Consider the following 24,441-nt stretch of genomic DNA (forward strand, 5'->3'; position numbering starts at 1 on the left):
CCGGAGACCAGGGGCGTCTCACCTCAACGACACGCCGCGGCCCTGACCAGGCATTGCCCGCTCAACTTCGAAGAGCCATTAACTGTAGGATGCTCTGCCTAGAGAACTAAGTGGACGACTTGGATTCGACAATGCCGCGAGCACGCTCGACGGTGCTGAGCGACTCAGTGCCTAAGCACCACCGCACGAGCAAAAGCCAGCACTGCCCGCGACGTCTCGCGACGCCGCGGGCAAGCGATAGTGGCGAGTCAGTGTCCGGCGACCACGTCGGCCTCGTCGACGGTCACCGGCGTTCGGGCGTTGGGTAGGAACCAGTAGGCGAAGCACACGATTCCGAAGAAGAGATAGCCGAGCGCCACCTGCGGGTTGGCCGCCCACGTCACCTCGGGTGCATGGATGAGCCCGATGAACGACAGCACCCCACCGACCAGGCAGGCGATCGCCGCATAGTGGAACTTCTTGTCCAGGATGAACGTCACGATCGCCCCCAACACCAGACCCACCAGCACCGCACCTTCGCCGAAGGTCTTGAGTCCGGAGTAGACGAGCCCGGCGTTGGCCAACGCGTCGCCTCCTACCTTGTCGGCCGTCGTTCCTGCCGCGGACAGTGCGTTGTCGATGAGGCCGGTTCCCCACTGCGCGAGGTTCGGCAGGATCGCCGCGACCACCGCTACCGCGTGCAGTCGGGGGACAGCCTGGAACGCCTGGGCCCCGATGAGCAGGCCGATGTAGAGCAGGATCGGCACGATCGCGGGCACCGGCAGCAGCGCCTCGAGTACCCCGACCAACCCGAGGAAGCACAGCAGGCCGACCACCACCCCACTGGCCAGCGAGTAGGTCGACCGACCACCGGCGTCCTTCCACCCCGGGTGCCCGATGTAGACCGCAGGCGGGAACGGCGAGCCGAACGCCGCACCGATACATGCGCCCGCACCGTCGGCCAGCAGCACGCTCCGTAGGTCGTAGTTGTCGCCCGCGGCGGCGGCGCTCTCGACGTTGCTCATCGCCTCGGTGAAGTTGTAGACGCCCAACGGGATTGCTGTGCCCAGCAGCGGGGCGAGATCCCCCAAGCCCGAGAAGAGCATGTCGAACCGCTGATCCGGGACTCCGATGGCGATGTTGTCGACAGCGCTCTGCAGGTCGGGCAACGACATGAACCCGCCGATCCAACCGATGGCGGTGCCGACAAGTAGCGCTGCCAGCCCGACCGGGATGTTGCCCGGCAGCTTCACGTCGGTGAAGAACCCGATCAGGATGATCGCCAGCACCGGCAACCCAATCCATGCCGCATCCCATATCTGTCCGGCCGGCCGCATCGAGATGAAGGTGATCGAGATACCGGCGAGGGTGCCGAGCATCGCCGCGCGCGGGGTGAGCTTGCGGACGTACGGTCCCACGAACGCTCCGATCATCACGATCACACCGATCATGAACGCCCACGCCAAGCCGGCCTGCCAGGCCTGCATCGCGTCGTTGCTCTTGAGGTAGACCGGCAGCATGACCACGAATACGACGATGAACATGTGTGGAACGCTCGGCCCGTACGGCAGAGCCGTCACGTCACTCCTGTTCTCACGCTTGGCAAGTCGTCGGGCCAGGAAGGTGTAGTACAGATTGCCCAGCACGAGTGCGACGCCGAGGGCGGGCAGCACGGTACCGAGGACATCGTCGGCCGGAACCTTGACGACGCCGATCATCAGGCCGGTAAGGGTCAACACGTTGACGAGAATGTTGAATCCGAGCCCGAAGAAGGCGTTGGTATCCCCTCGGGTCCACCACGGTAACTTCGCAGTGGCGTCAGGTGTCGACGGCTCGGTGGGTGGCGCGGGTTCGACGGTGGTGCCCATGATGTTCCTTCGAGTGTGTAGATGTTTCAGCAATGTCGATTCCACAACGCCGTGGAAGGTGGTGGTGAATAGTGTTGTGCTAGTTCAGGAAACGACGTCAGACGAGGCCTCTGCACGACGCCCGAGCATCGCCGGGAGCAGGTCGGCACTCGCAGCGACCCAGCCGAAGATGCCGCCCTGCGCGGCGATCATCTCCAGCCCGACACGCTGAAACTCAGGGAAGTAGGACCCGACGCAGTCGGAGACCACAACGCACTCGAAGCCGCGATCGTTGGCTTCACGAGTTGTGGTGTGCACGCACACCTCGGTGGTCACACCGGTCACCAACAGCTGGGTGATTCCGTTGGACTCCAACACTTTTCCGAAATCCGTCGCGTAGAAGGCGCCCTTCCCGGGTTTGTCGATGACGACTTCGTCGGCCAGCGGCGCGAGTTCGTCGACGATGTCGTGGCCGTACTCGCCACGGATCAGGATGCGTCCGAATGCCCCCGGATCGCCGATCCGTTTCGACGGGGCACCCCGAGAAAGCTTGGCGGGCGGACAATCCGACAGGTCAGGAAGGTGTCCTTCACGGGTGTGGACCACGAGCATGCCCGCTGATCGCGCGGCGGCAAGCAACGCCTGCAACGGTTCGACGACCTTCTGCAACTGCCCGACGTCGTTGCCCAAGGTCTCACCGAAACCGCCGGGCAGCAGGAAGTCTCGCTGCATGTCGATGATCACAAGTGCGGTGCGGTCGAGGTCGAGATCGATGGGTTCGGGTAACGCCATGACGGTGACCGATTCGCTCACAACACGGCCTTTCTGTTGTGCTCCAGGGGTTTCGCTTGCACGGTGTTCATTTCCGGGCGTTCAACGACGGAGGCGTGCGCCCGCGGCTCGTCGAGCAGTTCGGCCGCAAGGTGTAACACCGTGTCGTCGGAGAGGGCGTTGCCGAGCAGCATCGCGGCGTGGGGACGCCCGTCGGCGGTGGTGCCCTGCGGTACCGATATCCCCAGTAGGTCAAGCAGGTTCCCGAAGTGCGTGTAGTGACCGAGCATCGTGTTCGCCGCAATAGGTTGTGCGAGAACTTCATCGACGGTGAACGTTCGGCCGATCGTGGGCACCACCAGTACGTCCATATCGCGCCAGATGCGGCCCACCTCGGCACGCAGTTCGGCGAGTCTCTGCAGTGCAGCGAAGGCGTCGACGGCGGTGTAATTCAGCCCGCTGCGCAGAATGTCGCGCACTACCGGGAAAATCTCGTCGGGACGGTCGGTGAGGAAATCATTGAACTCCACGAGGCGTTCGGCGACCCACGGGCCCGAGTACAACAGCTCACCGGCGGCGAGGAATGGTGCCAGGGATACCTCGACTACCTCGGTCTGAACAGTAAATGTATTGTTCTGCAGCTTGTTTCGGAACGCGAGATGGGCGTCTTTCATGGCCTCGTCGCCGAAGAACTCCAACTCCTCCACCGGTGGCAGACCAATCGTGATGCGGTCGCCGGCGAATCCCGGCCCCGACGGTCGTGACCACGGATCATCGTCGTCGACGCCTGCCATCACCGCCATGACCCGATCGACGTCGTCGATGCAGCCGGCCATCATCGTGATGCAGTCCAACGACTTACACGCCGGCACAAGCCCCACAGTGCTGATCAAACCTCGGGACGGCTTGTAACCGACGACGCCGTTGAGGGCCGCGGGGACCCGGCCGGATCCGGCAGTGTCGGTGGCCACCGCGAACGGGACCTCACCCAGCGCGACCGCCAGCGCCGATCCCGAACTCGAGCCACCGGAGATCATGTCGCCTCCGAAAACGCTGCGGGGCACGGTGAACGGGGTGCGCGTGCCGTTGAGTCCGGTGGCGAACTGGTCAAGGTTGGTCTTCCCGACATAGAGCGCACCCGCGTCGAGTAGGCGCTGCACGACCGGCGCGGTGGTCTCGGCGACGTATGCGTAGCCCGGGCACGACAGCGTGGTGGGCACCCCGGCGACGTCGATACTGTCCTTGACGCCGAAAGGCACTCCGTACAGCGGAAGACCGCGCGCGCCCGGGCTGGCTTCGAGTTCGGCCGCCGCCGCCATCAGTTCGTCTCTCGGCACCGTCGACAACCAGGTGCCGTCGTCTCCACGCGCCTCGATCGCATCGCAGACCATTCGTGCGGTTCTGCTCGGCGACCCGCTACCGCTCACATGTGATTCGACGATCTCGGCGACCGTCGGCCCCAGGGTTGGACCCTCTCCGGAAATGTTCATACCGTCGATTGTCGACAGAATCGTGCCAACCGAAGAACGGCTGTGTGTCGTTTGTGTTAGCTCATCCGGGCTTCGTCGGCTCGCCCGTCCTCCCCCATCGTCGCCTCGACGAGGTTGAGGTAGTTGAGGTGTCCGTGATCGCGTAGTGCGGCGACCACGGCTTCGATGTCGTTGGCTTCTAGCGCGTGCAAGATGTCGTGATGACGATGGAGTCCATCATCGTGCCCGTGGTGGTCGCGCGCCTCCGCACGCAGGTTGACCGCCATGGGCAACTGTAGTTTCAGCAGGATCGGCTCCAAGGCGATGTCGAGTTGCCGATTGTCGGCGAGCCCGACCACCGCTGCATGAAACCGCCGATGAGCATCGTCGATATCAATGTCGGCCGAAGCATTCTCCATGGCCTCGATGGCCGCGCGCACTGGCGCAAGTTGAACGTCAGGATCGGCCAGCGGCAGCGCCGACTCGACCGCATATCGCTCCAGGAGTTGGCGAAGTTCGAAGAGCTGCAAGATGTCTCGCGGTGACCACTCTGCCACCCGGGTTCCGCGGCGAGGCTGGTGTTCTACGAGGCCCTGCTGGGCGAGCAACCGGAGTGCCTCTCGGACCGGAGCCCGACTGATGCCGAGATCGGCACATAGTGTCTCTTCGACGATCTTCTGTCCGGGTGTCAATGCCCCGGACAGGATCGCGTCCCGAATACGACGGCCTGCCACGTCGACGAGGCTCTCCGGGAGATCGGGGGTGACACCGGACCCATCGATCTCCGTCATCGTGCGTTCGTACCCTTCGTCATGATGAATTCGTGGGTGACAGTTGGTCGTACCCGTGGCCGAGTCTAGTCAGACTCGCGTCATCCGCCGGACACCGTGACATCGGATGCGAATCCACGGGCGCGCTGATTCGAATAAGGGTTCTGCTGATTCGAGTACGAGTTCTATGGTGCGCGAGGGGGGACTTGAACCCCCACGTCCTTAGACACTGGAACCTAAATCCAGCGCGTCTGCCAATTCCGCCACTCGCGCGTGCGCGGTCAACAGTACCGGTCGCGCGGCGATACACCCAGGCCAGGTACCGTCAAAGGTATGTCTACTACGCGTCGTGGTGCTCGCAGGCACCGCCCGGCACTGTTGGTGCTGGTGGCGCTCGCCGCTGTCGTGTGCCTCGGCATGGCGTGGTGGCAGTGGGATCGTTATGAGTCGTCGGGCGGTACCGGCCAGAACCTGGGCTACGCGCTCCAGTGGCCGGCGTTCGCCATTGCGTTCGTCTGGGCGTACCGCCGGTTCGTGGTGCTCGAGGCCGACCCGGAGGAGGTCGAGAAGCTCAAGCCCAAGGGCGTGACCGAGATCCCCGACGGCATACTCCCCGAGCGGGCCACCACCCCGAGCGCGTCGTCGTTTGCCGCGACTCCCGTGAGCGACGATTCGACACTCACCGACTACAACCGGTACCTCGCCGAGCTCGCCGCCACAGACCACGAGCGCACCGAGGCGCAGCCGGTCACCACGCCCGCGACGACCCGCGAGTCCACACAGACGGAGGAACACCCCAGGTGAGCAGCGAGACCCCACAGAGCACCGAAACCGCCCAGTCCGCACAGACCACCACGCCCGTCGCGAAGGTGAAGAGCGCACTGACTCGCTATCGCGTGCTCGCGTGGATCACCGGTATCTGGCTGCTGCTGTTGGTCGCCGAGTTGATCCTGCGCTACGGCTTCGGCAATCACGTGTTGGACTTCGTCCCGCCGGTACACGGCTGGATCTACTTCATCTACCTGATCTGCGCGATCGACCTCGGCATCAAGGTGCGTTGGTCGGTCGGCAAGATCATCGTGACCGCCATCGCGGGCACCATCCCCTTCCTCTCGTTCTATGTCGAGCACATCCGGTCGAAGGAAGTAAAGGCGCAGTTCAACCTGCCCTAAGGCACGCGCAGCGCTGCGTTCACGCAAGCGCGGCTGACTGGCGAGGTGCGCATCGTTCAGTTGGCCAACTTCTACGGTGAGCGCTCCGGAGGACTGCGCACAGCCGTCGACCGCTGGGGTGCCGGCTACGTCGCCGCCGGACACGACGTGACACTCGTCGTACCGGGAAGCGAATCGCGCGAAGATCTGATGCCGTCCGGCGTAGTGAAGATTTCAGTGCGCGCGCCGGGTATCCCGTTCTCCGGCGGGTATCGCCTGGCATCTGCTCGACGCGTCGCCGACGTTCTGGCTTCGATCCGCCCCGACGCACTCGAGGTGTCAGACCGGCTGACGCTGCGCGGCTTCGGTGGCTGGGCCCGACGCCGCGACATCCCGTCGGCAATGGTGTCGCACGAGCGGCTCGACAGGCTGCTGGCCATGGCCATGCCCGTGCGGACCGCCCGGGCACTGGCCGATCGGGCGAACGCCGCAACCGCCAACTCGTACGACTCCGTGGTGTGCACCACCGGGTTCGCCGCCGCCGAATTCGAGCGGATCGGGGCCCGCAACGTGGTCCGCGCACCGCTCGGCGTCGACCTGGAGCAGTTCGCGCCACATCACCTCGACCCCGCGCTGAGTGCTCGGTGGACCGACGGTTCGACGACGCTCCTGGGCCACTGCGGCCGACTGTCGATGGAAAAGCGCGCAGACCGTTCTATCGCGGCAGTTGCGAAACTTCATCGCGCGGGACTACCCGTGCATCTGGTCGTCGCGGGAGACGGTCCCATGCGCGGCGCCCTGCAGCACGCCGCCAGGGGCCTACCTGTCACGTTTCTCGGCCATCTGCGTGACCGACGCCAGGTCGCGGCACTGTTGGCCAGCACCGACGTCTCGTTCGCTCCCGGCCCGCACGAGACGTTCTGCCTGTCGGCATTAGAATCGCTCGCGTCGGGGACGCCGGTCGTCGGGTCGCGGTCGTCCGCCGTCGCAGGAATGGTCGACGAGTCGTGTGGCGCTCTCGCCGACAATTCGGGGACAGGGTTCGCACGCGCCGTCGAGCATGTTCTGTCGATACCGCGTTCCGAACGCGAAAGTGCCGCTCGTGCGCGTGCTGCGCAGTTCACGTGGCCCGATTCGGTCTCACGAATGCTCGCGGTCCACAGCGGCGGCGCAGGCTGACGGTGGCCGTTTGCTGCGACGTCTAGTCCGTTGTGCGCCGTCGACCCTCAGGCCAGGGCGCGCAGTGCAGGAACCAACTGCGCCAAGGCTTTTCCGCGATGGCTCAATGCGTCCTTCTCGGCCGGTGCCAACTCGGCGGCAGAGCGTCCGGCAGCTACCGCGTCGTCGGGGAGAAAGAGCGGGTCGTAGCCGAAGCCGTTGGAGCCCTGCGGTTCTCGCGCAAACGTGCCGCGCCACTCACCGCGCACGACGGTCTCGTCGCCCGCCGGCGACACCAACGCACACGCCGACACGAATGCCGCGCCCCGTCGGTCGTCGGGTGTGTCCGAGAGTTGCGCCAACACCAGCGCGTTATTGGCGGCGTCGTCGCCGTGTACGCCGCTCCATCGAGCTGAAAGCACCCCGGGCATGCCGTTGAGTGCGTCGATTTCGATTCCCGAATCGTCTGCGAGACAAGGTAATCCAGTTGCTTTAGCGCCGGCTCTGGCCTTGATCAACGCGTTGTCCTCGAAGGTCGCACCGGTCTCGGGTTCTTCGGGGTACTCGGGCACGGCGTCGAGTCCGATCACCTCGAGGCCGGTGAGGCCTGCGGCGTCGACGACACGCTGAAGCTCGCCGAGCTTCTTGCGGTTACGACTGGCGAGGAGTACCTGCGACATCGGGTCAGGCCGGCTCGGGCAGGGTGCCGGGATACGGAAGCGCGAGCGCCTCACGCTGCGCCACGAACAACTTGTCCGTACCGATCTCGGCCATGTCGAGCAACTTGTCGAGGGTGGCGCGCGGGAAAGTCGCACCCTCTCCTGTTCCCTGCACCTCGACGAGGGTTCCGGCATCGGTGGCGACGACGTTCATGTCGACCTCGGCGCGCGAATCCTCCTCGTACGGGAGGTCCAGTCGCACTCGACCGTCGACAACGCCGACACTCACTGCTGAGATCATGCACGAGAGCGGCTGCGGATCCGACAGTCGCCCAGCAGCTTTGAGCCACGTCACGGCGTCGGCGAGTGCGACGTAGGCGCCGGTGATCGACGCGGTGCGCGTGCCGCCGTCGGCCTGCAGGACGTCGCAGTCGAGGGCGACGGTGTTCTCACCGAGCGCGCCCAGATCGATGCACGCGCGCAGCGAACGCCCGATCAGTCGACTGATCTCGTGGGTGCGACCGCCGATCTTGCCCTTGACCGACTCGCGGCGTGAACGCTCGTGGGTTGCGGCGGGAAGCATCGAGTACTCGGCGGTCAGCCAGCCGAGCCCCGACCCGCGGCGCCAGGGCGGAACGCCCTCGGTAACACTCGCGGTGCACATCACCCGTGTCTGACCGAACTCGATCAACACAGACCCTGCGGGATTCGACGTGAATCCGCGGGTGATGGTGATGGGACGGAGTTCGTCGTCGGTCCTGCCGTCAGCTCGTGTGGTCACGAACTCAACTGTAGGAGATCACCCGGGTAGGTCGAACACCTGGCCCTGGCGCACGAGGCCGACCGGGCCCGAGAAGGTACTTCGCGCTTCGGCGAGAATCGCCTCGGCGTCCGACCACGGTGCGACGTGGGTGATCGCGAGAGATTTCGCGTCGGCCTTGGTCGCCATCTCCCCCGCCTCGATGCCCGACATGTGCAGGTGCGGAGGGCGATCCGATGGAGCATGCGTCCACGACGCCTCACACAGGAAGATGTCGGCGTCTGCCGCCAGGTCGATCACCGCATCGCACGGACCCGAATCGCCGCTGTACGCGATGACCTGCCCCTCCGGCCCGGTGAACCGAAGACCGAAGGTTGCGGGCGGATGGTCGACGCGGAAGGGGTCGATCGTGATGCCGCCCAACGTGATCTCGATATTGTCCGACCACTCGTGGACGTCGAACGTATCGCTGATGTCGTCGATCTGACCACCGAACTCGCTCGACGCCGCCCCGATCCGCAGCGCGGTACCGGAGGGCCCATAGAGCGACGCCAGTTCGGTCGCGGGCGTCGGTGCATAGCGGCGCCACACCAACAACGCGGGCAGGTCAACACAGTGATCGGCATGCAAATGGCTCAGTACGACGTCGACCTCGTTCGGATCAACAATCCGCTGCAACTCCCCCATTACCCCGGGACCACAGTCGACGAGCACGGGTCGATGACCAGGAACGGTCAGCAGGTAACCCGAGCAGGCCGCGCCGGGGCCACCGACACTGCCCGAACAGCCCAGGACAGTCAGACGCATACGACCTACCTTGCCACGCGCACATGGCGGGCAGACCACTTATCGGTCACAAGACACGCCGACCGGGAAGTGTGAACGGCCCGGCGTGGGCGACACGCCGCACGTCAAACCGGATCCACCGATCGGACAACGGGTCCGAGGAATCGACTCGACAGCTTTGCGAACATCTCCGGGTCGCCGGTCGCTTGGAAGTGGCGCACAGCCTCGCGCCCGGTGTGCGGGTGAAGGAGGTCGGATTCGGTGAGCACGCGGAACAGATCTTTGGCGGTCTCCTCGGCGCTGGACACGAGAGTTACCTCGTCGCCCATCGCCAACTGAATCACGCCCGACAGCAACGGGTAGTGAGTGCAGCCGAGGACAACCGTGTCGACGTCGGCCTCCTGCAGCGGTTCGAGATATCCCTGCGCAAGACCCAGGATCTGCCTGCCGCTGGTGATTCCGCGTTCGACGAAATCGACGAACCGCGGACAGGCGACGGCGGTGATCTGAGCATCGCGGGCGGCAGCGAACGAGTCCTGATAAGCGCGCGACGAGATCGTCGCCTCCGTGCCGATCACCCCGATGCGCCCGGTCTTCGTCGCGACAACGGCTCGACGGACCGCGGGCAGCACCACCTCGATCACCGGGATCGGCGAGTAGCGCTCACGGGCATCGCGCAGGCACGCCGCAGACGCGGTGTTGCAGGCGATCACGATTGCCTTGACCCCGCGCTCGGCGAGGTCGTCGCCGATCGCCAAGGCGTGGCGTCGGATCTCCGGAATGGTCAGCGGACCGTACGGGCCGTTCGCGGTGTCGCCGATGTAGACGATGTCCTCGTCGGGCAGTTGGTCGATGATCGCGCGGGCAACGGTCAGCCCACCGACGCCGGAATCGAAGATGCCTATAGGCGCGTCGGCGCGTGTGTTCGTGACTATGACCGCACCCCCGGTGTTGTCGGGCCATACGGTGATACAGGACCCGACGAGGCGCTCCGTGGGCGTCGGCGACGATCCCGGTCGGCGAGGAACCACGCGGCAAGCACGCCGCCGATCGCGCCGAACAGATGGCCCTGCCACGAGACTCCGAAGGTGCCGGGGAACACGCCCCACAGCACCGATCCGTACACGAGAAAGAGGATGACTCCGATCGCGATCTGCGTGAGGTCGCGGTTGAAGATTCCGCGCACGAGCAGGTAGGTCAGCCAACCGAAAATGATGCCCGACGCTCCGACTGTGACGCTGTACGACGGCGCGAACAACCAGACACCGAGGCCCGACACGATCCAGACGATCGCGGTGACGATCAGGAAGCGCTTGCTCAGCAGCAGAATGAATCCCAGCACGACGAGCGGGATCAGATTGGCGAACAGGTGCTGCCAATCGGCGTGGAGAAACGGTGCCCACAGGATGCCGTCGAGTCCGTCGATCTGGCGTGGTTCGATGCCGGCGCGATCGAGGTCGTAGCGCGTCGCGGCGTCGATCGCCTCGACGATCACGAGCACCGCGACGATGAACGCCATCACGATCGCCGACCGCGCCCACAGGGGTCGCGCGCCGCGCGTCGCGGGCGTGGTGCTCGGTGTCATCGTCTTTCCTTCGTCGGGTGGTCTCGACAAGCTCGACCAGCGGGTGCAGCTCGACCAGCGGGTGCAGCTCGACCAGCGGGGGTCTCGACAAGCGGGTTCAGCTCGACCAGCGAGGCTCGCTCGACCAGCAGTGGTCTCGACAAGCTCGACCAGCGAGGCTCGCTCGACCAGCGGGGGTAGCTCGACCAGCGGTGGCGGCTAAGCCCAGAGCTGCCCCTCGAGTGCCTGCTCGGCATCCTCAAGGCTACCGTCGTACGCCCCGGTGGACAGATACTTCCATCCCGCGTCGGGCACGACCAATCCGATGTCGGCGCGTCGACCCTCCTTGAGCGCCTTGCGGCCGATGCCGCGGGCGGCCTGCAGGATCGCGCCTGTCGACACTCCGGCAAAGATGCCCTCGAGGTCGATGAGTTCGCGCACCCGCGCGACGGCGTCGACTCCCTGAACGGAGTAGCGGCGGGTCAGCACCGACTCGTCATACAGCTCCGGCACAAAACCCTCGTCGATGTTGCGCAGGCCGTACACCTCGTCGCCGTATCGCGGTTCGGCCGCGACGATCTCGATGTCGGGGTCGCGTTCGCGCAGATACCGTCCGACGCCCATCAACGTTCCGGTGGTGCCGAGACCCGCGACGAAGTGGGTGATCTCGGGAAGATCGGCGAACAGCTCGGGGCCGGTGCCCTCGTAGTGTGCGCGCCAGTTGGCCTCGTTGCCGTACTGGTAGAGCATCACCCAATCGGGATGCTCGGCGGCGAGCTCCTTGGCCACGCGAACCGCTGTGTTCGAACCGCCCGCAGCAGGTGACGAGATCACCTCGGCGCCGTACATGCGCAGCAGCGACCGACGTTCTTCCGAGGTGTTCTCCGGCATCACGCAGATCAGGTGGTAGCCCTTGAGCTTGGCGGCCATGGCCAGAGAGATGCCGGTGTTGCCGCTCGTGGGTTCGAGGATCGTCGACCCCGGTTGCAGCAGGCCGTCGGCCTCGGCCTGTTCGATCATGCGCAGCGCCGGTCGGTCTTTGATCGAACCTGTCGGGTTGCGGTCCTCGAGCTTGGCCCAGAGCCGCACGTGCGGACCGTCGTCGGAGTCGTCCCACCGCGGTGAGAGGCGTTGCAGTCCGATCAGGGGCGTGTTCCCGACGGAGGAGATCAGCGACGTGTAGCGCGCCACGAAACGCCTATCGTCCCGGCTGTGGCAGTGCGCCGCCGGCGACCGCGGGCAGGATGGTGACCTCGTCGCCGTCGTCGATCGTGGTCGCGAGACCACCGGAGAAGCGCACGTCCTCGTCGTTGACGTAGATGTTGACGAAGCGGTGCAGCTTGCCCGCGCCCGCACCATCCGCGGCAACGAGACGTTCCTTGAGGCCGGGGTTGGCGGTCTCGAGATTGTCGATGAGCTCCGACAGCGTCGAGCCGGAACCCTCGACCCGCTTCTCGCCGCCGGTGTGCGTACGCAGGATGGTCGGGATGGACACGGTGACCGTCATGGTTGATTCAGCTCCTGATCTCGATGGGTTCTTCGGTGACATCACCGTCGATGATGCGGTAACTCCGGATCTCGGTGTCGTCGGCGTCGCGCGTGGACACGAGGACGTAGTGCGCCTGGGGTTCGCTGGCATAGGAGACATCGGTGCGGCTCGGGTATGCCTCGGTGGCGGTGTGCGAGTGATAGATGACGATCGGCTCCTCGTCGTTGCGATCCATCTCCCGCCACACCTTTAGCTGCTCCGTCGAATCGAAGCGGTAGAACGTCGGCGACCGCTCGGCGTTGACCATCGGGATGAACCGGACGGGACGGTCGGAACCCTCCGCGCCTGCGATCACCCCGCACGCCTCGTCCGGATGATCGGCGCGCGCATGCGCGACCATCTCGTCGACCAACTCCTGGCTGATCTGCAGCACTCGCTCTCCTCGAAGTGAACGGATAAACGTCCTGACTAACAACCGTGCCCCTCGACGCCGCTATTCCGAGACCCCGGTGACGACTCCGGCAGCTACGCGATGCCGGTGGTCGTGATCGCCGACGGCGCGAGGTCGGCGTAGGAGGGCACGCCCGCCACCGAATCGGCGGCCAGCACCGCGTTGACGATCGCGCGTTGGGTGACCGTCACGGCGACGCGGCAGATCTCGGCGAGGACAGCAACGTCGGGGTTCATCCCCGGCGGCACGAACGCCGCGGGCTCGGTGGGATGTGCTCCGGTCGCAACCGCGAAGATGGTGTCGCCGTCGAGCGGCGAGTGCACGGGGTGGATGGCGCGGGCGAGCCCGTCGTGCGCCGACATCGCGATTCGACGTACCGACGCGGCGTCGAGTTCGGCGTCGGTCGCCACCACGCCGATCGTCGTGTTGAGCACGGTCTGTTTGGCAGCGACCTCGGCCAATCGCGCGGCATCCGAGCCGTCCGGTAGGGCGAGTCCGTAATACGCGAGGTCGTGTTCTGTTGCACCCCAGGGCAATCCGGTAGTCGGATCGATCACCGAGCCCACCGGGTTGGCGACGATCAACGCACCGACGGTGATGCCCGACGCCGCGCCGGTCTCGATGCGCGACGACGCCGTCCCCACTCCGCCTTTCAGTCCGCCCGCCCGAGCTCCGGCCCCGCCGCCGACGCTGCCCTGAGCGACCTCGGCGCCCGCCGCCTGGAGCGCCGCGTGTCCGAAGCCCGCATCCGGACGGTTGGTCCACCCGCCCATCGGGAGGTCGAAGATGACGGCCCCCGGAACGATCGGGACCACGCCGCCCTGGGCGTTCATCGGTAAGCCACGACCCGACTCCTCGAGCCCGGCCATCACCCCGTCCGCGGCGGCGAGTCCGTAGGCGCTGCCGCCCGTGAGCACTATCGCGTGCACCGTGGTGACGGTGTTCGACGGATCGAGCAGGTCTGTCTCGCGAGTCCCCGGGCCGCCGCCCCGCACGTCGACAGCCGCCGTCGGGGCATGCGTCGCTCCCTCCGGCGTGCTGACGACCACGACGGTCGTACCGGTGGCCCACCCGGTTCCGGGCGGATCGTCGGGTCCGCCGAGGCCGAGCGTGGCGTCTGCATCGACGAGGTGGTGATGCCCGACGGCGATGCCTGCCACATCGGTGATGCGATCACCGACGGGAGCCCAGCCGGTCATCACATCATCGCCTCGACGAGCAGCTCCTGGATGACGGTCAGCCAGTGATAGACGTCGAGGTGGGCGGCGTGCGGATGGTCGGGCGGGAGCTGGTCGGGGGTGTCCTCGGAGATCCCGAGCATCGCGCCCAGCGCGAGGCGGACGTCGTTGAGCGCGGTCAGCCAGCACATCGCCTCCTCCTCGGTGAGCGAGACGTCGCCGCCGCCGTCGGGGAGAGTCGCGAGCATCGTCGTCGACGCCGCGAGCTTGGCGTCGATGATCTTGGGTTCGTTGACGCTGCGCAGTGCCGCGTTGAGCCGCCCGTTCACGGCGTCCGCGGTGAGTTCGGTGTCCTGGTCGGGCCGGTGGAAGTCGGGCAGCAGACGGCCGAGGGTCACATCCGTCGGGGCGCTCGAGTGTCCGGTACGGATGCCGGTCAGCTCGGCGAGGTCGTCGCGCGGCGCGCTCGCCTCACGTTCGGTGAGCAACTCCGACATCGACGCCACCATCGACGCGAGGAGCTCGGACTCGTGAGACTCCAACGACGTCGTGTACCGCACCGAGCGTCCTCGGCCCTTGCGTTTGAAAACGCGCACTCGTATGTCCCGCCCGCTGCTAGCTGTCGCGCTGCATCGTCGCCCACAGACCCGCGGCGTGCAGTTTCGTCACGTCGGATTCCATCTTGTCGCGGTCGCCCGACGACACCACGGCCTTGCCCTCGGTGTGCACCTGCATCATGAGCTGGTTCGCCTTGGATTCGGAGTATCCGAAGACCTTCTGGAAGACGAAGGTCACGTAGCGCATCAGATTGACCGGATCGTCCCAGACGATGGTCACCCAGGGACGGTCGAACGCCGACGCGGCGTCGGCAACGGCCGGGTCGGCCACGGCCGTGCCACCGCTACCGCCGCCACTTCCGGGGGTAGCCTCATGCGCACGAATATCGTCAGGCGCCATACAAACTAGGGTAAGGGATCGTGACCATCCGCAACACCGCCCTGCTCACCGACCAGTACGAGCTCACCATGGTCTCCGCCGCGCTGCGGCACCCGATCGCACACCGACAGTGTGTGTTCGAGGTGTTCGCGCGCCGTCTCCCCGACGGCCGCCGGTACGGGGTCGTCGCGGGCACCGCTCGTATCCTCGACGCGCTGACGCAGTTCCGCTTCGGCGACGACGAGATCGCCGTCGTCGAACGCTTCCTCGACGACGAGACCGTCGAGTGGCTGCGCAACTACGAGTTCACCGGCGACATCGACGGATATCGCGAGGGTGAGCTGTACTTCCCCAACTCGCCGATCCTCACCGTGCGCGGAACCTTCGCCGAGGCGGTCGTGCTCGAGACGCTGATCCTGTCGATCCTCAACCACGACAGCGCCATTGCCTCCGCAGCCGCCCGCATGGTCAGCGCGGCGAGCAGGCGCCCGATCATCGAGATGGGATCGCGTCGCACGCACGAATGGGCAGCTGTGGCGAGCGCACGGGCCGCCTACCTCGCGGGTGTCGCGGCAACGTCGAACCTCGAGGCGGCGCGTACCTACGGCGTGCCGAGCGCGGGAACCGCGGCGCATTCGTTCACTCTCGCGTTCACCGATCCCGAGGGCCCCAACGAGAAGGCAGCGTTCGCCGCGCAGATCGAGACACTCGGTGTCGGCACCACGCTGCTCGTCGACACCTTCGACATCACCCAGGGCGTGCGCAACGCCGTCGAGGTGGCCGGTCCCGAGCTCGGTGCAGTCCGTATCGATTCCGGCGATCTCGGCGTGTTGGCACGGCAGGTCCGCGAGCAACTCGACGAGCTGGGCGCCCCGAACACCAAGATCGTCGTCTCCGGCGATCTCGACGAGTATGCGATCGCGTCACTGCGCGCCGAGCCGGTCGACACCTACGGCGTCGGCACGTCGTTGGTCACCGGCAGCGGTGCTCCGACGGCCGGCATGGTCTACAAGTTGGTCGAGGTCGACGGCATCCCCGTCGCCAAACGCGCCAGCCACAAGGAGTCGAAGGGCGGCGCAAAGAACGCCGTGCGGGTCGCGCGGCCGACCGGGACCATCGTCGAGGAGATCCTCTACCGCGCCGGAACACCTACACCGGACGTTCCGGGACACGTCGTGCGACCTCTGCAGATCCCGCTGGTTCGCGGTGGACGGCGCGTCGACGACCTCCCGACGCTCGACGACGCGCGCGCGTTCCTCGCCGAAGGTCTGGTCAGCCTGCCGTGGGAGGGACTCGGACTCTCGCACGGAGATCCCGCCGTACCGACCCGTTTCCAACTCGGCTGACAGCACAGGGAACCGATCCCCACCCGCCCACGTCCAATCATCGAACCGGTATCGAGCAACGAGCAACCACAACCGATCGCACAAGCAGCCACGCCACGACCCGAGGAGATCGGAATGTCCAGCCCACACTTCGACGACGACGTCAGCCCAGCCCAGGCGCTCATCGTCGTCGACGTCCAGAACGACTTCTGTGAGGGTGGCGCGCTCGGCGTGAACGGCGGCACCGCGGTCGCGCGGTCGCTGAAGTCATTGACGGACGACTACGGCATCGTCGTGGCCACGCGTGATTACCACATCGATCCGGGCGCGCATTTCTCCGACAATCCCGACTTCGTCGATACCTGGCCACCGCACTGCAGGGTCGGGACGGACGGTGTTGCGTTCTCGCCCGAGTTCGATACCTCTGCGGTGCAGGAGGTGTTCTCCAAGGGCGCCTACAGCGCGGCGTACTCCGGATTCGAGGGCGCCTCCGACGACGGCACCACGCTCACGGACTGGCTGCGGGCCCATGACGTGCGCAGCGTCGACGTGGTCGGCATCGCCACCGATCACTGCGTACGCGCCACTGCGATCGACGCCGCGAACGAGGGTTTCGACACCCGCGTCCTGTTGAACTTCACTGCGGCAGTCTCCGAACCGACCGCCAACGCCGCGCTGACCAGCATGCGTGACGCCGGCGTCACGCTCGTGGGCGATCTGGTCTACGGCGGACAGGCCGCTTCCTAGTGACCGACCTATCTGTAGCGAATGCCGCCAAGTCGGACGCCTCGGGGCCAACTACCTCGCGGGCGACCGGGCTCCCGCCGGTGACCGCCCTCCTCGACACCGCCGTGACCGCGCTGTCGGGCAAACGCCGCGACGGGCAGGTCCGCATGGCCTCCGCCGTCGCCAACGCCATCGACACCGGTCAGCACCTCGCAGTGCAGGCGGGTACGGGCACGGGAAAGTCGTTGGCCTATCTCGTGCCTGCCATCCGGCACGCCGTCGAGTCCGGCGACACCGTGGTGGTCTCCACGGCGACCATCGCACTGCAGCGCCAACTGGTCGAGCGCGACCTGCCCCGGCTCTCCAAAGCCCTGAAGGGCGCGCTCGGCCGCGAGCCGACGTTCGCAATCCTCAAGGGTCGCGGAAACTACCTGTGCCTGAACAAGATTCACGCGGGAACCGTCGAAGAGCCGGATACCGAGCTGTTCGACGCGTTCGAGCTCTCACGCACCGGCCGGGAGGTCACGCGCCTGCGCGAGTGGGTGTCCGACACCGACACGGGCGACCGCGACGACCTCTCCCCCGGCGTCACCGACCGATCGTGGCGGCAGGTCAGCGTCACCTCGCGCGAGTGTCTCGGGGCGTCGAACTGCTCGTATGCCGAGGATTGCTTCGCCGAACGGGCACGACGCAAGTCCGGGCAGGTCGACGTCGTGGTGACCAATCACGCGCTGTTGGCGATCGACGCGATGAGTCCGGCCAACGTACTGCCCGACCACCATGTGGTGATCGTCGATGAGGCGCACGACCTCGTCGACCGCATCACTTCGGTGTCGACGTCCGACCTCTCGGCCGCCTCGATCACGGTGGCCGCCCGACGCTGCGGCAAGCTCATCGACGAGGAAACCGTCGACGCGCTGATCGGCGCGGGCGAGCAACTCGGCGACATGCTCGACGACGCCCCCAAGCGCGAGTGGACCGCCATGCCCGCGGATGCCGCGCTGGTTCTGGCGACGCTACGAGATCGGTTGTGGCTGGCGCGTTCGGCCATCGGTCCCGCGCGCGGACCGGGAGGCGCCGACGACGGCCAGGGCGCGGCACGGTCGGCTGCGCTGACCTCCTTGGAAGAACTCCACGACACCGCGGTCCGCGTGCTCGGCGCCTTCGACGAACCCGACCCGGCGAAACGACGCGACGTCGTCTGGGTGGCAGAAGAACGCACCGGCCGATCCGAATCGTCGACGCGCACCGTGCTGCACATCGCACCGCTGTCGGTCGGCGGACTGCTGCGCGCGACGCTGTTCACCGAGTCGACCGTCATCCTGACCTCCGCGACACTGACCATCGGCGGCTCCTTCGACGCTCTCGCCGCCACATGGGGGCTGCCCGCAGCGGGCCGCGGCACCGACACCCCGGCCGCCGACGACATCGCGCTCGGCGGCGACGCCCGCAACGACACACCCGCACGCGACGTCACCGCAACGGGCAGCGCTGCGCCCTCCGACGGTTCGCCGATGCGGTGGACGGGCCTCGACGCCGGCTCACCGTTCGACTACCCACGCTCGGCGATCCTCTACGTCGCACGTCATCTCCCCCGACCTGGACGAGACTCCATCGCCCCCGCAACACTCGACGAGCTCGCCGCGCTCACCGAGGCCGCGGGTGGTCGCACGCTCGGGCTGTTCTCGTCGATGCGCGCCGCCCGCGAGGCCAGCGAGGCGCTCCGCGCGCGCAGCGACCTCCCCATCCTGTGCCAGGGCGACGACACCACCGCGGCGCTCGTCGCACGCTTCGCCGACGACCCGAGGACCTGCCTGTTCGGCACGCTGTCGCTGTGGCAGGGCGTCGACGTCCCCGGCCCGTCGTTGTCGCTGGTGATCATCGACCGCATTCCCTTCCCGCGCCCCGACGATCCCCTACTCGGTGCCCGCCAGCGCGCAGTCACCTCGCGGGGAGGAAACGGATTCCTGTCGGTCGCAGCCAATCACGCTGCATTGCTGCTGGCGCAGGGCGCCGGGCGACTCCTGCGGTCGGTCGACGATCGCGGCGTGGTCGCCGTCCTCGATTCGCGTCTGGCGACGGCCGGATACGGCGGTTATCTCCTCGCATCCATGCCGCCGTTCTGGCGCACGACCGACCCCGACGTGGTCCGCGCGGCACTCGGCAGACTGGCCGCCGTACCGCTACGGTGAGTCTGACGCCCGGATTCGGCATCACGACCCGGCGACGTCACTAGTGTTGAACTCAACGCCACTAGAGTGAACGCAACACTGTGGGATCGATGAGGACTCCCGGCCCTGCGCGTGGCCGCTGACGAGAGGGGGCCGAAGTGATCGGCCGGATGGGCATCGACGACATCCAACCATTGGTCTCCGCAGGGCAATACCCTGCCAAATGCGTTGTCGGAGAATTGATCCCGATCAGCGCGACCGCGTGGCGAGAGGGACACGACGCGCTCGGGGTCACCCTGCACGTCGAAACGCCCTACCGCACCTCGTTCGACGTCCGCATGTCGCCCGCGACGGAACCCGATGCCTTCAACGCGGCCATCGTTCCCGACGCCGTCGGCTACTGGACCTTCCGCATCGAGGCGTGGAGTGATCCGTACGCGACGTGGCGGTCGGCGGTCACCAAGAAGATCGACGCCGGTCAGGGCGCGGAGGATCTCGCCAACGACCTCGAGACCGGTGCGCGGATTCTCGGCGAAGCGGCGCAACAGGTCGACGGTACCGACCGCCAGTTGTTGCTCGACGCCGTCGACTCACTTCGCTCGAGGCGCAGACGCGTCGAGAATCGCGTGGGAATCGCGTTGTCCGACGAGGTCGTCGACCTTCTCGACGCACATCCCGTGCGTGAACTCGTGACCAAGAGTCGTAATCTGCGGATCTGGACCGACCGACGCCGCGCGCTCTACGGATCGTGGTACGAGATGTTCCCGCGATCGACGGGCGGCTGGGACAACGACGGCAACCCCGTGCACGGCACGTTCCTGACCGCAGCTCAAGATCTCTCGCGCATCGCCGACATGGGATTCGATGTGGTCTACCTGCCACCGATCCACCCGATCGGCGAGGTCAATCGCAAGGGGCCCAACAACACGTTGGTCGCGGCACCGAACGACGTCGGGTCGCCGTGGGCGATCGGGTCGGCGCAGGGTGGTCACGACGCGATCCACCCACAGCTCGGCTCGCAGGAGGATTTCGAGTATTTCCTCTCTCGCGCAAGCGAACTCGGCATGGAGGTCGCGCTCGATCTGGCCCTGCAGACCGCCCCCGACCATCCGTGGGCGACCGAGCATCCCGACTGGTTCACCACCCTGCCGGACGGCACGATCGCCTATGCCGAGAATCCGCCGAAGAAGTACCAGGACATCTACCCACTGAACTTCGACAACGATCGCAACGGCATCTACCGCGCGGTACTCGAAGTGGTGCTCGCGTGGAACAAGTTGGGCGTCAAGATCTTTCGCGTCGACAACCCGCACACCAAGCCACCGAACTTCTGGGAGTGGCTGATCACCGAGGTCAAAAAGCGCGACCCCGACGTGCTGTTCCTCGCCGAGGCATTCACCAGACCTGCACTACTCTATGGCCTTGCACGCCTTGGTTTCACACAGTCCTACACCTACTTCACCTGGAAGACCGCGAAGTGGGAACTCGAGGAGTTCGGCCGCGAGATCGCCGCGCACGCCGACGAGTCGCGCCCCAACCTCTTCGTCAATACCCCCGACATCTTGCACGAGAGCCTGCAGCACGGCGGACCGGGCATGTTCGCGCTACGCGCGGCACTGGCCGCCACCTTGTCGCCGACCTGGGGTGTCTACAGCGGCTATGAGCTGTACGAGCACCTGCCCGTGCGCGAGGGCAGCGAGGAGTACCTCAACTCCGAGAAGTACGAACTCCGCCCACGCGACTACAAGGGAGCCGCGAGCCGTGGCGAGTCACTCGAACCATGGATCACCTCACTCAATGCGATCCGCCGACGCCATCCGGCCCTGCAGCAGTTGCGCGACATCACCTTTCACCACCTCGACAACCCGGCACTGATCGCCTACTCCAAGCTCGACCCGGTGTCAGGTGATCGTGTCGTCGTGGTGGTCAACATCAATCCGTTCGGTGCCGAGGAGTCGACGCTGTGGCTCGACATGCCCGCACTCGGATTCGACTGGCAGGAGCGCGTCGTCGGCACAGATGAGGTCTCCGGTGAGGAATTCGGTTGGGGCCAGGCGAATTACGTACGACTCGAACCGTGGCGCGCCGTCGCACACATCGTCGCCCTTCCACCCCTGAGTCCCGACGCCGCCCGCCGACTCTCCTACCGAATCCAGTGAGCACACCGTGACCAGCACGCAGCCCGATCCCTTCGCTTCCGACCACGACCTCCGACGTCTGATGGCGACGACGCATCCCGACCCGCACTCGTTCCTCGGCGCCCACGACGCCCCCGGGGGTAACACGATCCTGCGGACACTGCGTCCCAATGCGATCTCGGTATCGGCGGTGATCGGCGGCGTCGACTATCCGATGCACCATCAGACCGATGACCTGTTCGTCGTCACCGTGCCGATCACCGACCTCATCGACTACCGCTATCGAGTCGTCTACCCCGACGGGCACGGCGGCACAACAGAATTCGTCGTTGCCGACGGTTATCGGTTCCTCCCGAGCATCGGTGAGCTCGATCTGCATCTGTTCTCCGAGGGCAGGCACGAGGAGCTCTGGAAGGTTCTCGGCGCGCACACCGTCGTCTACACCACGCCAGACGGCGACGTGCCCGGCACGACGTTCTCGGTGTGGGCACCCAACGCGCACGGCGTCGTCGTGATCGGTGATTTCGACGGCTGGAGCGGACGGTCGACGCCCATGCGGTCAATGGGGCCATCGGGCGTGTGGGAGTTGTTCATCCCCGACGTCGGCGAGGGCACGCTGTACAAGTTTCGCATCCACGGCGCCGACGGCACCCTCCACGACAAGGCCGACCCGATGGCCAGGCGCACGGAGGTTCCGCCCGCCACCGCGTCGGTGGTCACGCATTCGGACTTCGTCTGGTCCGACGACGACTGGATCGACCGTCGGATCGAGAGCGAGCCGACACGTGAACCGATGAGCGTGTACGAGGTGCATCTGGGTTCATGGCGCAAGGGGCTCGACTATCGCGAACTCGCTGAGCAACTCGGCGCCTACGTAATCGAGAAGGGCTTCACCCACGTCGAATTCCTCCCCGTCGCAGAGCACCCGTTCGGTGGTTCGTGGGGATATCAGGTCACGTCGTACTACGCACCGACGGCCCGCTTCGGCAAGCCCGACGACTTCCGGTACCTCGTCGACCATCTGCATTCGCTGGGAATCTCGGTGCTCATCGACTGGGTCCCCGCGCACTTCCCCAAGGACGAATGGGCGTTGGCCCGCTTCGACGGCACGCCACTGTATGAGAACGCCGATCCGATGCGGGGCGAGCAGCTCGACTGGGGCACATACGTTTTCGACTTCGGGCGACGCGAAGTGCGCAACTTCCTCGTCGCCAACGCGCTCTATTGGATCGACGAATTCCACGTCGACGGACTGCGCGTCGACGCGGTGGCATCGATGCTCTATCTCGATTACTCGCGGCCGGCGGGCGGCTGGCGACCGAACATCTACGGCGGCAGAGAGAATCTCGAGGCCGTGCAGTTCCTGCAGGAGACCAACGCGACGGTCCACAAGCTCTTCCCGGGCGCGGTGACCGTCGCCGAGGAGTCGACGGCCTGGCCCGGCGTGACGCGCATGACCGACCTCGGCGGACTGGGATTCAGCCTCAAATGGAACATGGGCTGGATGCACGACACGCTGGGGTACCTGGGTCGCGACCAGATCCACCGCAGCTTCCATCACCACGAGATCACGTTCTCGCTGATGTACGCGTGGAGTGAAAACTTCGTGCTCCCGCTCTCACACGACGAGGTGGTGCACGGCAAGGGCACGCTGTGGAGCCGGATGCCCGGCGACTCCTGGACGAAAGCCGCAGGCGTGCGGGTATTCCTCGCATACCAGTGGTCGCACCCCGGAAAGCAACTGCTGTTCATGGGCCAGGAGTTCGGTCAGACCGCCGAGTGGGCCGACAACCGCAGCCTGGATTGGTATCAGCTCCAGGGCTGGGAAGGCGAACTGCACCAAGGGATCTCGGCGCTCACCACCGACCTCAATCGCGTCTACCGCGAACGTCCCGCGCTGTTCACGCAAGACACCGATCCGCAGGGCTACGAATGGATCGACGCGAACGACACCGCGAACAATGTCATCAGCTTCCTGCGATGTGGTTCCGACGGCTCGGTGGTGGCGTGCCTGTTCAATTTCTCCGGAGCCGACCGCAGAGACTACCGAGTGGGACTACCCCGCGCCGGAACCTGGACCGAGATCCTCAACACCGACGCCGCCGCCTACAGCGGCGCGGGTAAGGGCAATCTCGGCGCGGTCGAGGCCGACGGCGAGGGCTGGCACGGGAGGCCGGTCTCGGCGTCGGTCACGATCCCTGCCAACTCGGCAATTTGGCTCGCACCGGCCTAGTGCGCGGCCCGCGCGATCGTCGGAACCAGACGCGACGGCCCGTCGTCGTGGTAGCCGTGGTCGGTAGCGCGTCGGAGTAACGCTTCGACGGAACCAGGGAAACCCGCGTCGATGAAGCGATCCGTGCTGGCGTGGAGGATATGAGTCAGCGTGCTGCGGGCAGACGCGATGGTGGACACATCACCGGGATAGCTGCCGAGCTCAGCATCCTGCGAGATCCCGGCTCCGACCTCCGCGGCCAAATGCACTATCGCGGTCAGCCGCTCGGTGAGGTCGTTCGCGTTGAGCCCTTCGGCTCGTCCGAGGGCGACGGCGTGGCTCCACGCTGTCACCGTGCCCCAGAACGCATCGAGCAGCGCGAGGTCGAGCGCGGCGACAGCGCCGGGATCGTCGCCATGGCGTGCAACCTCGGGCGCGATCACCTCGAGCACCGGGAGGGCTTGCTCATAGATACTCTCGACGCCACCCAGCACCGCCGTCGAGCCGGGCTGCCCCACCAGGACGGAGGGGGTGAGCATCGTTCCACTCAGGTATCGGACACCCTGCTTGGTCATCCAGCCTGCGAGCTCCCGCGCCGAACTCGGGGTGTCGGAGGTGAGGTTCACGACGAGCACGTCCACGCCGGACAGTTCGGCTTGTTCAAGTATGTCGCGCGCAGCGTCGTTGCCCCGCACCGAGATGAGCGCAATGTCGCTGCGACGCAAGGCCTCTCGTGGAGTGGTGGCGACACGCGCACCGAGTTCGGCAAGCGGTGCGGTCTTCTCGGGGGTTCGGTTCCAGACGGTCACCTCGTGGCCTGCTGAGAGTAGAGCGCGGGTGATGGCCTGCCCGATCGGGCCTGCCCCGATCACGGTCACGGTAGAAGTCATGCCTCAACACT

24 protein-coding genes and 1 tRNA gene are annotated in these 24,441 nt (G+C 66.2%); 8 read left to right on the forward strand and 17 right to left on the reverse strand.

Going from position 1 to position 24,441, the window contains the following annotated elements; translation table 11 throughout:
* Positions 1 to 248: 248 nt before the first annotated feature.
* From A5788_RS22455 to A5788_RS22475, 5 genes are all read right to left on the reverse strand, one after another.
* On the reverse strand, positions 249 to 1,847 hold the full coding sequence (locus tag A5788_RS22455) for a hypothetical protein (RefSeq protein WP_064868046.1): 1,599 nt from the start codon (positions 1,845 to 1,847) through the stop codon (positions 249 to 251).
* A gap of 84 nt (positions 1,848 to 1,931) precedes the next feature.
* Positions 1,932 to 2,639, reverse strand: coding sequence for a cysteine hydrolase family protein (locus tag A5788_RS22460; protein WP_064868049.1), 708 nt, complete (start codon positions 2,637 to 2,639; stop codon positions 1,932 to 1,934).
* A complete protein-coding gene (locus A5788_RS22465; protein ID WP_064868053.1) occupies positions 2,636 to 4,087 on the reverse strand; it encodes an allophanate hydrolase in 1,452 nt (483 codons plus the stop codon). The genes A5788_RS22460 and A5788_RS22465 overlap by 4 nt, the downstream gene beginning before the upstream one ends.
* 56 nt (positions 4,088 to 4,143) lie before the next feature.
* The gene (locus A5788_RS22470; RefSeq protein ID WP_064868056.1) at positions 4,144 to 4,857 is read right to left on the reverse strand and encodes a GntR family transcriptional regulator; all 714 of its coding nucleotides are present in this window, start codon (positions 4,855 to 4,857) and stop codon (positions 4,144 to 4,146) included.
* 167 nt (positions 4,858 to 5,024) lie between these two features.
* Positions 5,025 to 5,109: transfer RNA gene (locus A5788_RS22475), tRNA-Leu, on the reverse strand.
* A gap of 60 nt (positions 5,110 to 5,169) precedes the next feature.
* Between A5788_RS22475 and A5788_RS22480 the strand changes: the two genes are divergently transcribed.
* From A5788_RS22480 to A5788_RS22490, 3 genes are read left to right on the forward strand one after another with little or no spacing between them, the layout of a single operon-like run.
* The gene (locus tag A5788_RS22480; RefSeq protein ID WP_064868060.1) at positions 5,170 to 5,640 is read left to right on the forward strand and encodes a hypothetical protein; all 471 of its coding nucleotides are present in this window, start codon (positions 5,170 to 5,172) and stop codon (positions 5,638 to 5,640) included.
* Positions 5,637 to 6,008, forward strand: coding sequence for a DUF3817 domain-containing protein (locus tag A5788_RS22485; RefSeq protein WP_049700914.1), 372 nt, complete (start codon positions 5,637 to 5,639; stop codon positions 6,006 to 6,008). The genes A5788_RS22480 and A5788_RS22485 overlap by 4 nt, the downstream gene beginning before the upstream one ends.
* A 45-nt stretch (positions 6,009 to 6,053) precedes the next feature.
* The gene (locus A5788_RS22490) at positions 6,054 to 7,166 is read left to right on the forward strand and encodes a glycosyltransferase (protein WP_064868063.1); all 1,113 of its coding nucleotides are present in this window, start codon (positions 6,054 to 6,056) and stop codon (positions 7,164 to 7,166) included.
* 47 nt (positions 7,167 to 7,213) lie between these two features.
* On the opposite strand, the gene rdgB is transcribed toward A5788_RS22490, so the two are convergent.
* The 11 genes from rdgB to clpS all read right to left on the reverse strand — a co-directional run bounded on the left by rdgB (position 7,214) and on the right by clpS (position 14,989).
* Positions 7,214 to 7,825, reverse strand: a complete 612-nt coding sequence (gene rdgB, locus A5788_RS22495; protein WP_064868065.1) for an RdgB/HAM1 family non-canonical purine NTP pyrophosphatase — start codon at positions 7,823 to 7,825, stop codon at positions 7,214 to 7,216.
* Between the two features lie 4 nt (positions 7,826 to 7,829).
* Complete coding sequence (gene rph / locus A5788_RS22500; RefSeq protein ID WP_049700917.1) at positions 7,830 to 8,585, reverse strand: ribonuclease PH; 756 nt, start codon at positions 8,583 to 8,585, stop codon at positions 7,830 to 7,832.
* An 18-nt stretch (positions 8,586 to 8,603) separates the two neighbouring features.
* A complete protein-coding gene (locus A5788_RS22505) occupies positions 8,604 to 9,371 on the reverse strand; it encodes a cyclic nucleotide-degrading phosphodiesterase (RefSeq protein ID WP_064868068.1) in 768 nt (255 codons plus the stop codon).
* Between the two features lie 104 nt (positions 9,372 to 9,475).
* Complete coding sequence (gene murI, locus A5788_RS22510) at positions 9,476 to 10,285, reverse strand: glutamate racemase (RefSeq protein ID WP_082937784.1); 810 nt, start codon at positions 10,283 to 10,285, stop codon at positions 9,476 to 9,478.
* Positions 10,282 to 10,935, reverse strand: coding sequence for a rhomboid family intramembrane serine protease (locus A5788_RS22515; protein ID WP_049700919.1), 654 nt, complete (start codon positions 10,933 to 10,935; stop codon positions 10,282 to 10,284). The genes murI and A5788_RS22515 overlap by 4 nt, the downstream gene beginning before the upstream one ends.
* Before the next feature lie 198 nt (positions 10,936 to 11,133).
* Positions 11,134 to 12,105: a PLP-dependent cysteine synthase family protein gene (locus tag A5788_RS22520; RefSeq protein ID WP_064868071.1), complete on the reverse strand. Its 972-nt coding sequence runs from the start codon at positions 12,103 to 12,105 to the stop codon at positions 11,134 to 11,136.
* A 7-nt stretch (positions 12,106 to 12,112) separates the two neighbouring features.
* Positions 12,113 to 12,421, reverse strand: a complete 309-nt coding sequence (locus tag A5788_RS22525) for a MoaD/ThiS family protein (protein WP_064868074.1) — start codon at positions 12,419 to 12,421, stop codon at positions 12,113 to 12,115.
* A 7-nt stretch (positions 12,422 to 12,428) separates the two neighbouring features.
* Positions 12,429 to 12,836 carry a Mov34/MPN/PAD-1 family protein gene (locus tag A5788_RS22530; RefSeq protein ID WP_005207825.1) on the reverse strand — a complete coding sequence of 136 codons (408 nt, stop codon included), beginning with the start codon at positions 12,834 to 12,836 and terminating at the stop codon, positions 12,429 to 12,431.
* Positions 12,837 to 12,928: 92 nt separating this feature from the next.
* Positions 12,929 to 14,053, reverse strand: a complete 1,125-nt coding sequence (locus A5788_RS22535; RefSeq protein ID WP_064868076.1) for a P1 family peptidase — start codon at positions 14,051 to 14,053, stop codon at positions 12,929 to 12,931.
* A complete protein-coding gene (aosR, locus tag A5788_RS22540) occupies positions 14,053 to 14,628 on the reverse strand; it encodes an oxidative stress transcriptional regulator AosR (protein WP_064868079.1) in 576 nt (191 codons plus the stop codon). Before aosR ends, A5788_RS22535 begins: the two co-directional genes overlap by 1 nt.
* Before the next feature lie 19 nt (positions 14,629 to 14,647).
* Positions 14,648 to 14,989 (reverse strand): ATP-dependent Clp protease adapter ClpS, encoded by a 342-nt coding sequence (clpS, locus tag A5788_RS22545; RefSeq protein WP_039856542.1) that lies wholly within the window; start codon positions 14,987 to 14,989, stop codon positions 14,648 to 14,650.
* A gap of 20 nt (positions 14,990 to 15,009) precedes the next feature.
* Here clpS and A5788_RS22550 point away from each other — a divergent pair, with 20 nt between their 5' ends.
* The 5 genes from A5788_RS22550 to glgB all read left to right on the forward strand — a co-directional run bounded on the left by A5788_RS22550 (position 15,010) and on the right by glgB (position 23,561).
* Positions 15,010 to 16,314, forward strand: a complete 1,305-nt coding sequence (locus tag A5788_RS22550; protein ID WP_005207829.1) for a nicotinate phosphoribosyltransferase — start codon at positions 15,010 to 15,012, stop codon at positions 16,312 to 16,314.
* A 114-nt stretch (positions 16,315 to 16,428) separates the two neighbouring features.
* Complete coding sequence (locus A5788_RS22555) at positions 16,429 to 17,040, forward strand: isochorismatase family protein (protein ID WP_064866651.1); 612 nt, start codon at positions 16,429 to 16,431, stop codon at positions 17,038 to 17,040.
* 80 nt (positions 17,041 to 17,120) lie between these two features.
* Positions 17,121 to 19,211, forward strand: a complete 2,091-nt coding sequence (locus A5788_RS22560; protein ID WP_064866653.1) for an ATP-dependent DNA helicase — start codon at positions 17,121 to 17,123, stop codon at positions 19,209 to 19,211.
* 137 nt (positions 19,212 to 19,348) lie between these two features.
* Positions 19,349 to 21,349: a maltotransferase domain-containing protein gene (locus A5788_RS22565; RefSeq protein WP_064868082.1), complete on the forward strand. Its 2,001-nt coding sequence runs from the start codon at positions 19,349 to 19,351 to the stop codon at positions 21,347 to 21,349.
* 7 nt (positions 21,350 to 21,356) lie between these two features.
* On the forward strand, positions 21,357 to 23,561 hold the full coding sequence (glgB, locus tag A5788_RS22570) for a 1,4-alpha-glucan branching protein GlgB (protein WP_064866655.1): 2,205 nt from the start codon (positions 21,357 to 21,359) through the stop codon (positions 23,559 to 23,561).
* Here glgB and A5788_RS22575 read toward each other — a convergent pair.
* Positions 23,558 to 24,430, reverse strand: coding sequence for an NAD(P)-dependent oxidoreductase (locus A5788_RS22575; protein ID WP_064866657.1), 873 nt, complete (start codon positions 24,428 to 24,430; stop codon positions 23,558 to 23,560). The two genes, glgB and A5788_RS22575, sit on opposite strands and share 4 nt — an antisense overlap.
* Positions 24,431 to 24,441: the final 11 nt, after the last annotated feature.

This window comes from Gordonia sp. 852002-50816_SCH5313054-c (assembly GCF_001665925.1).
In the GTDB taxonomy this organism is placed as follows: Bacteria; Actinomycetota; Actinomycetes; order Mycobacteriales; family Mycobacteriaceae; genus Gordonia; species Gordonia jacobaea.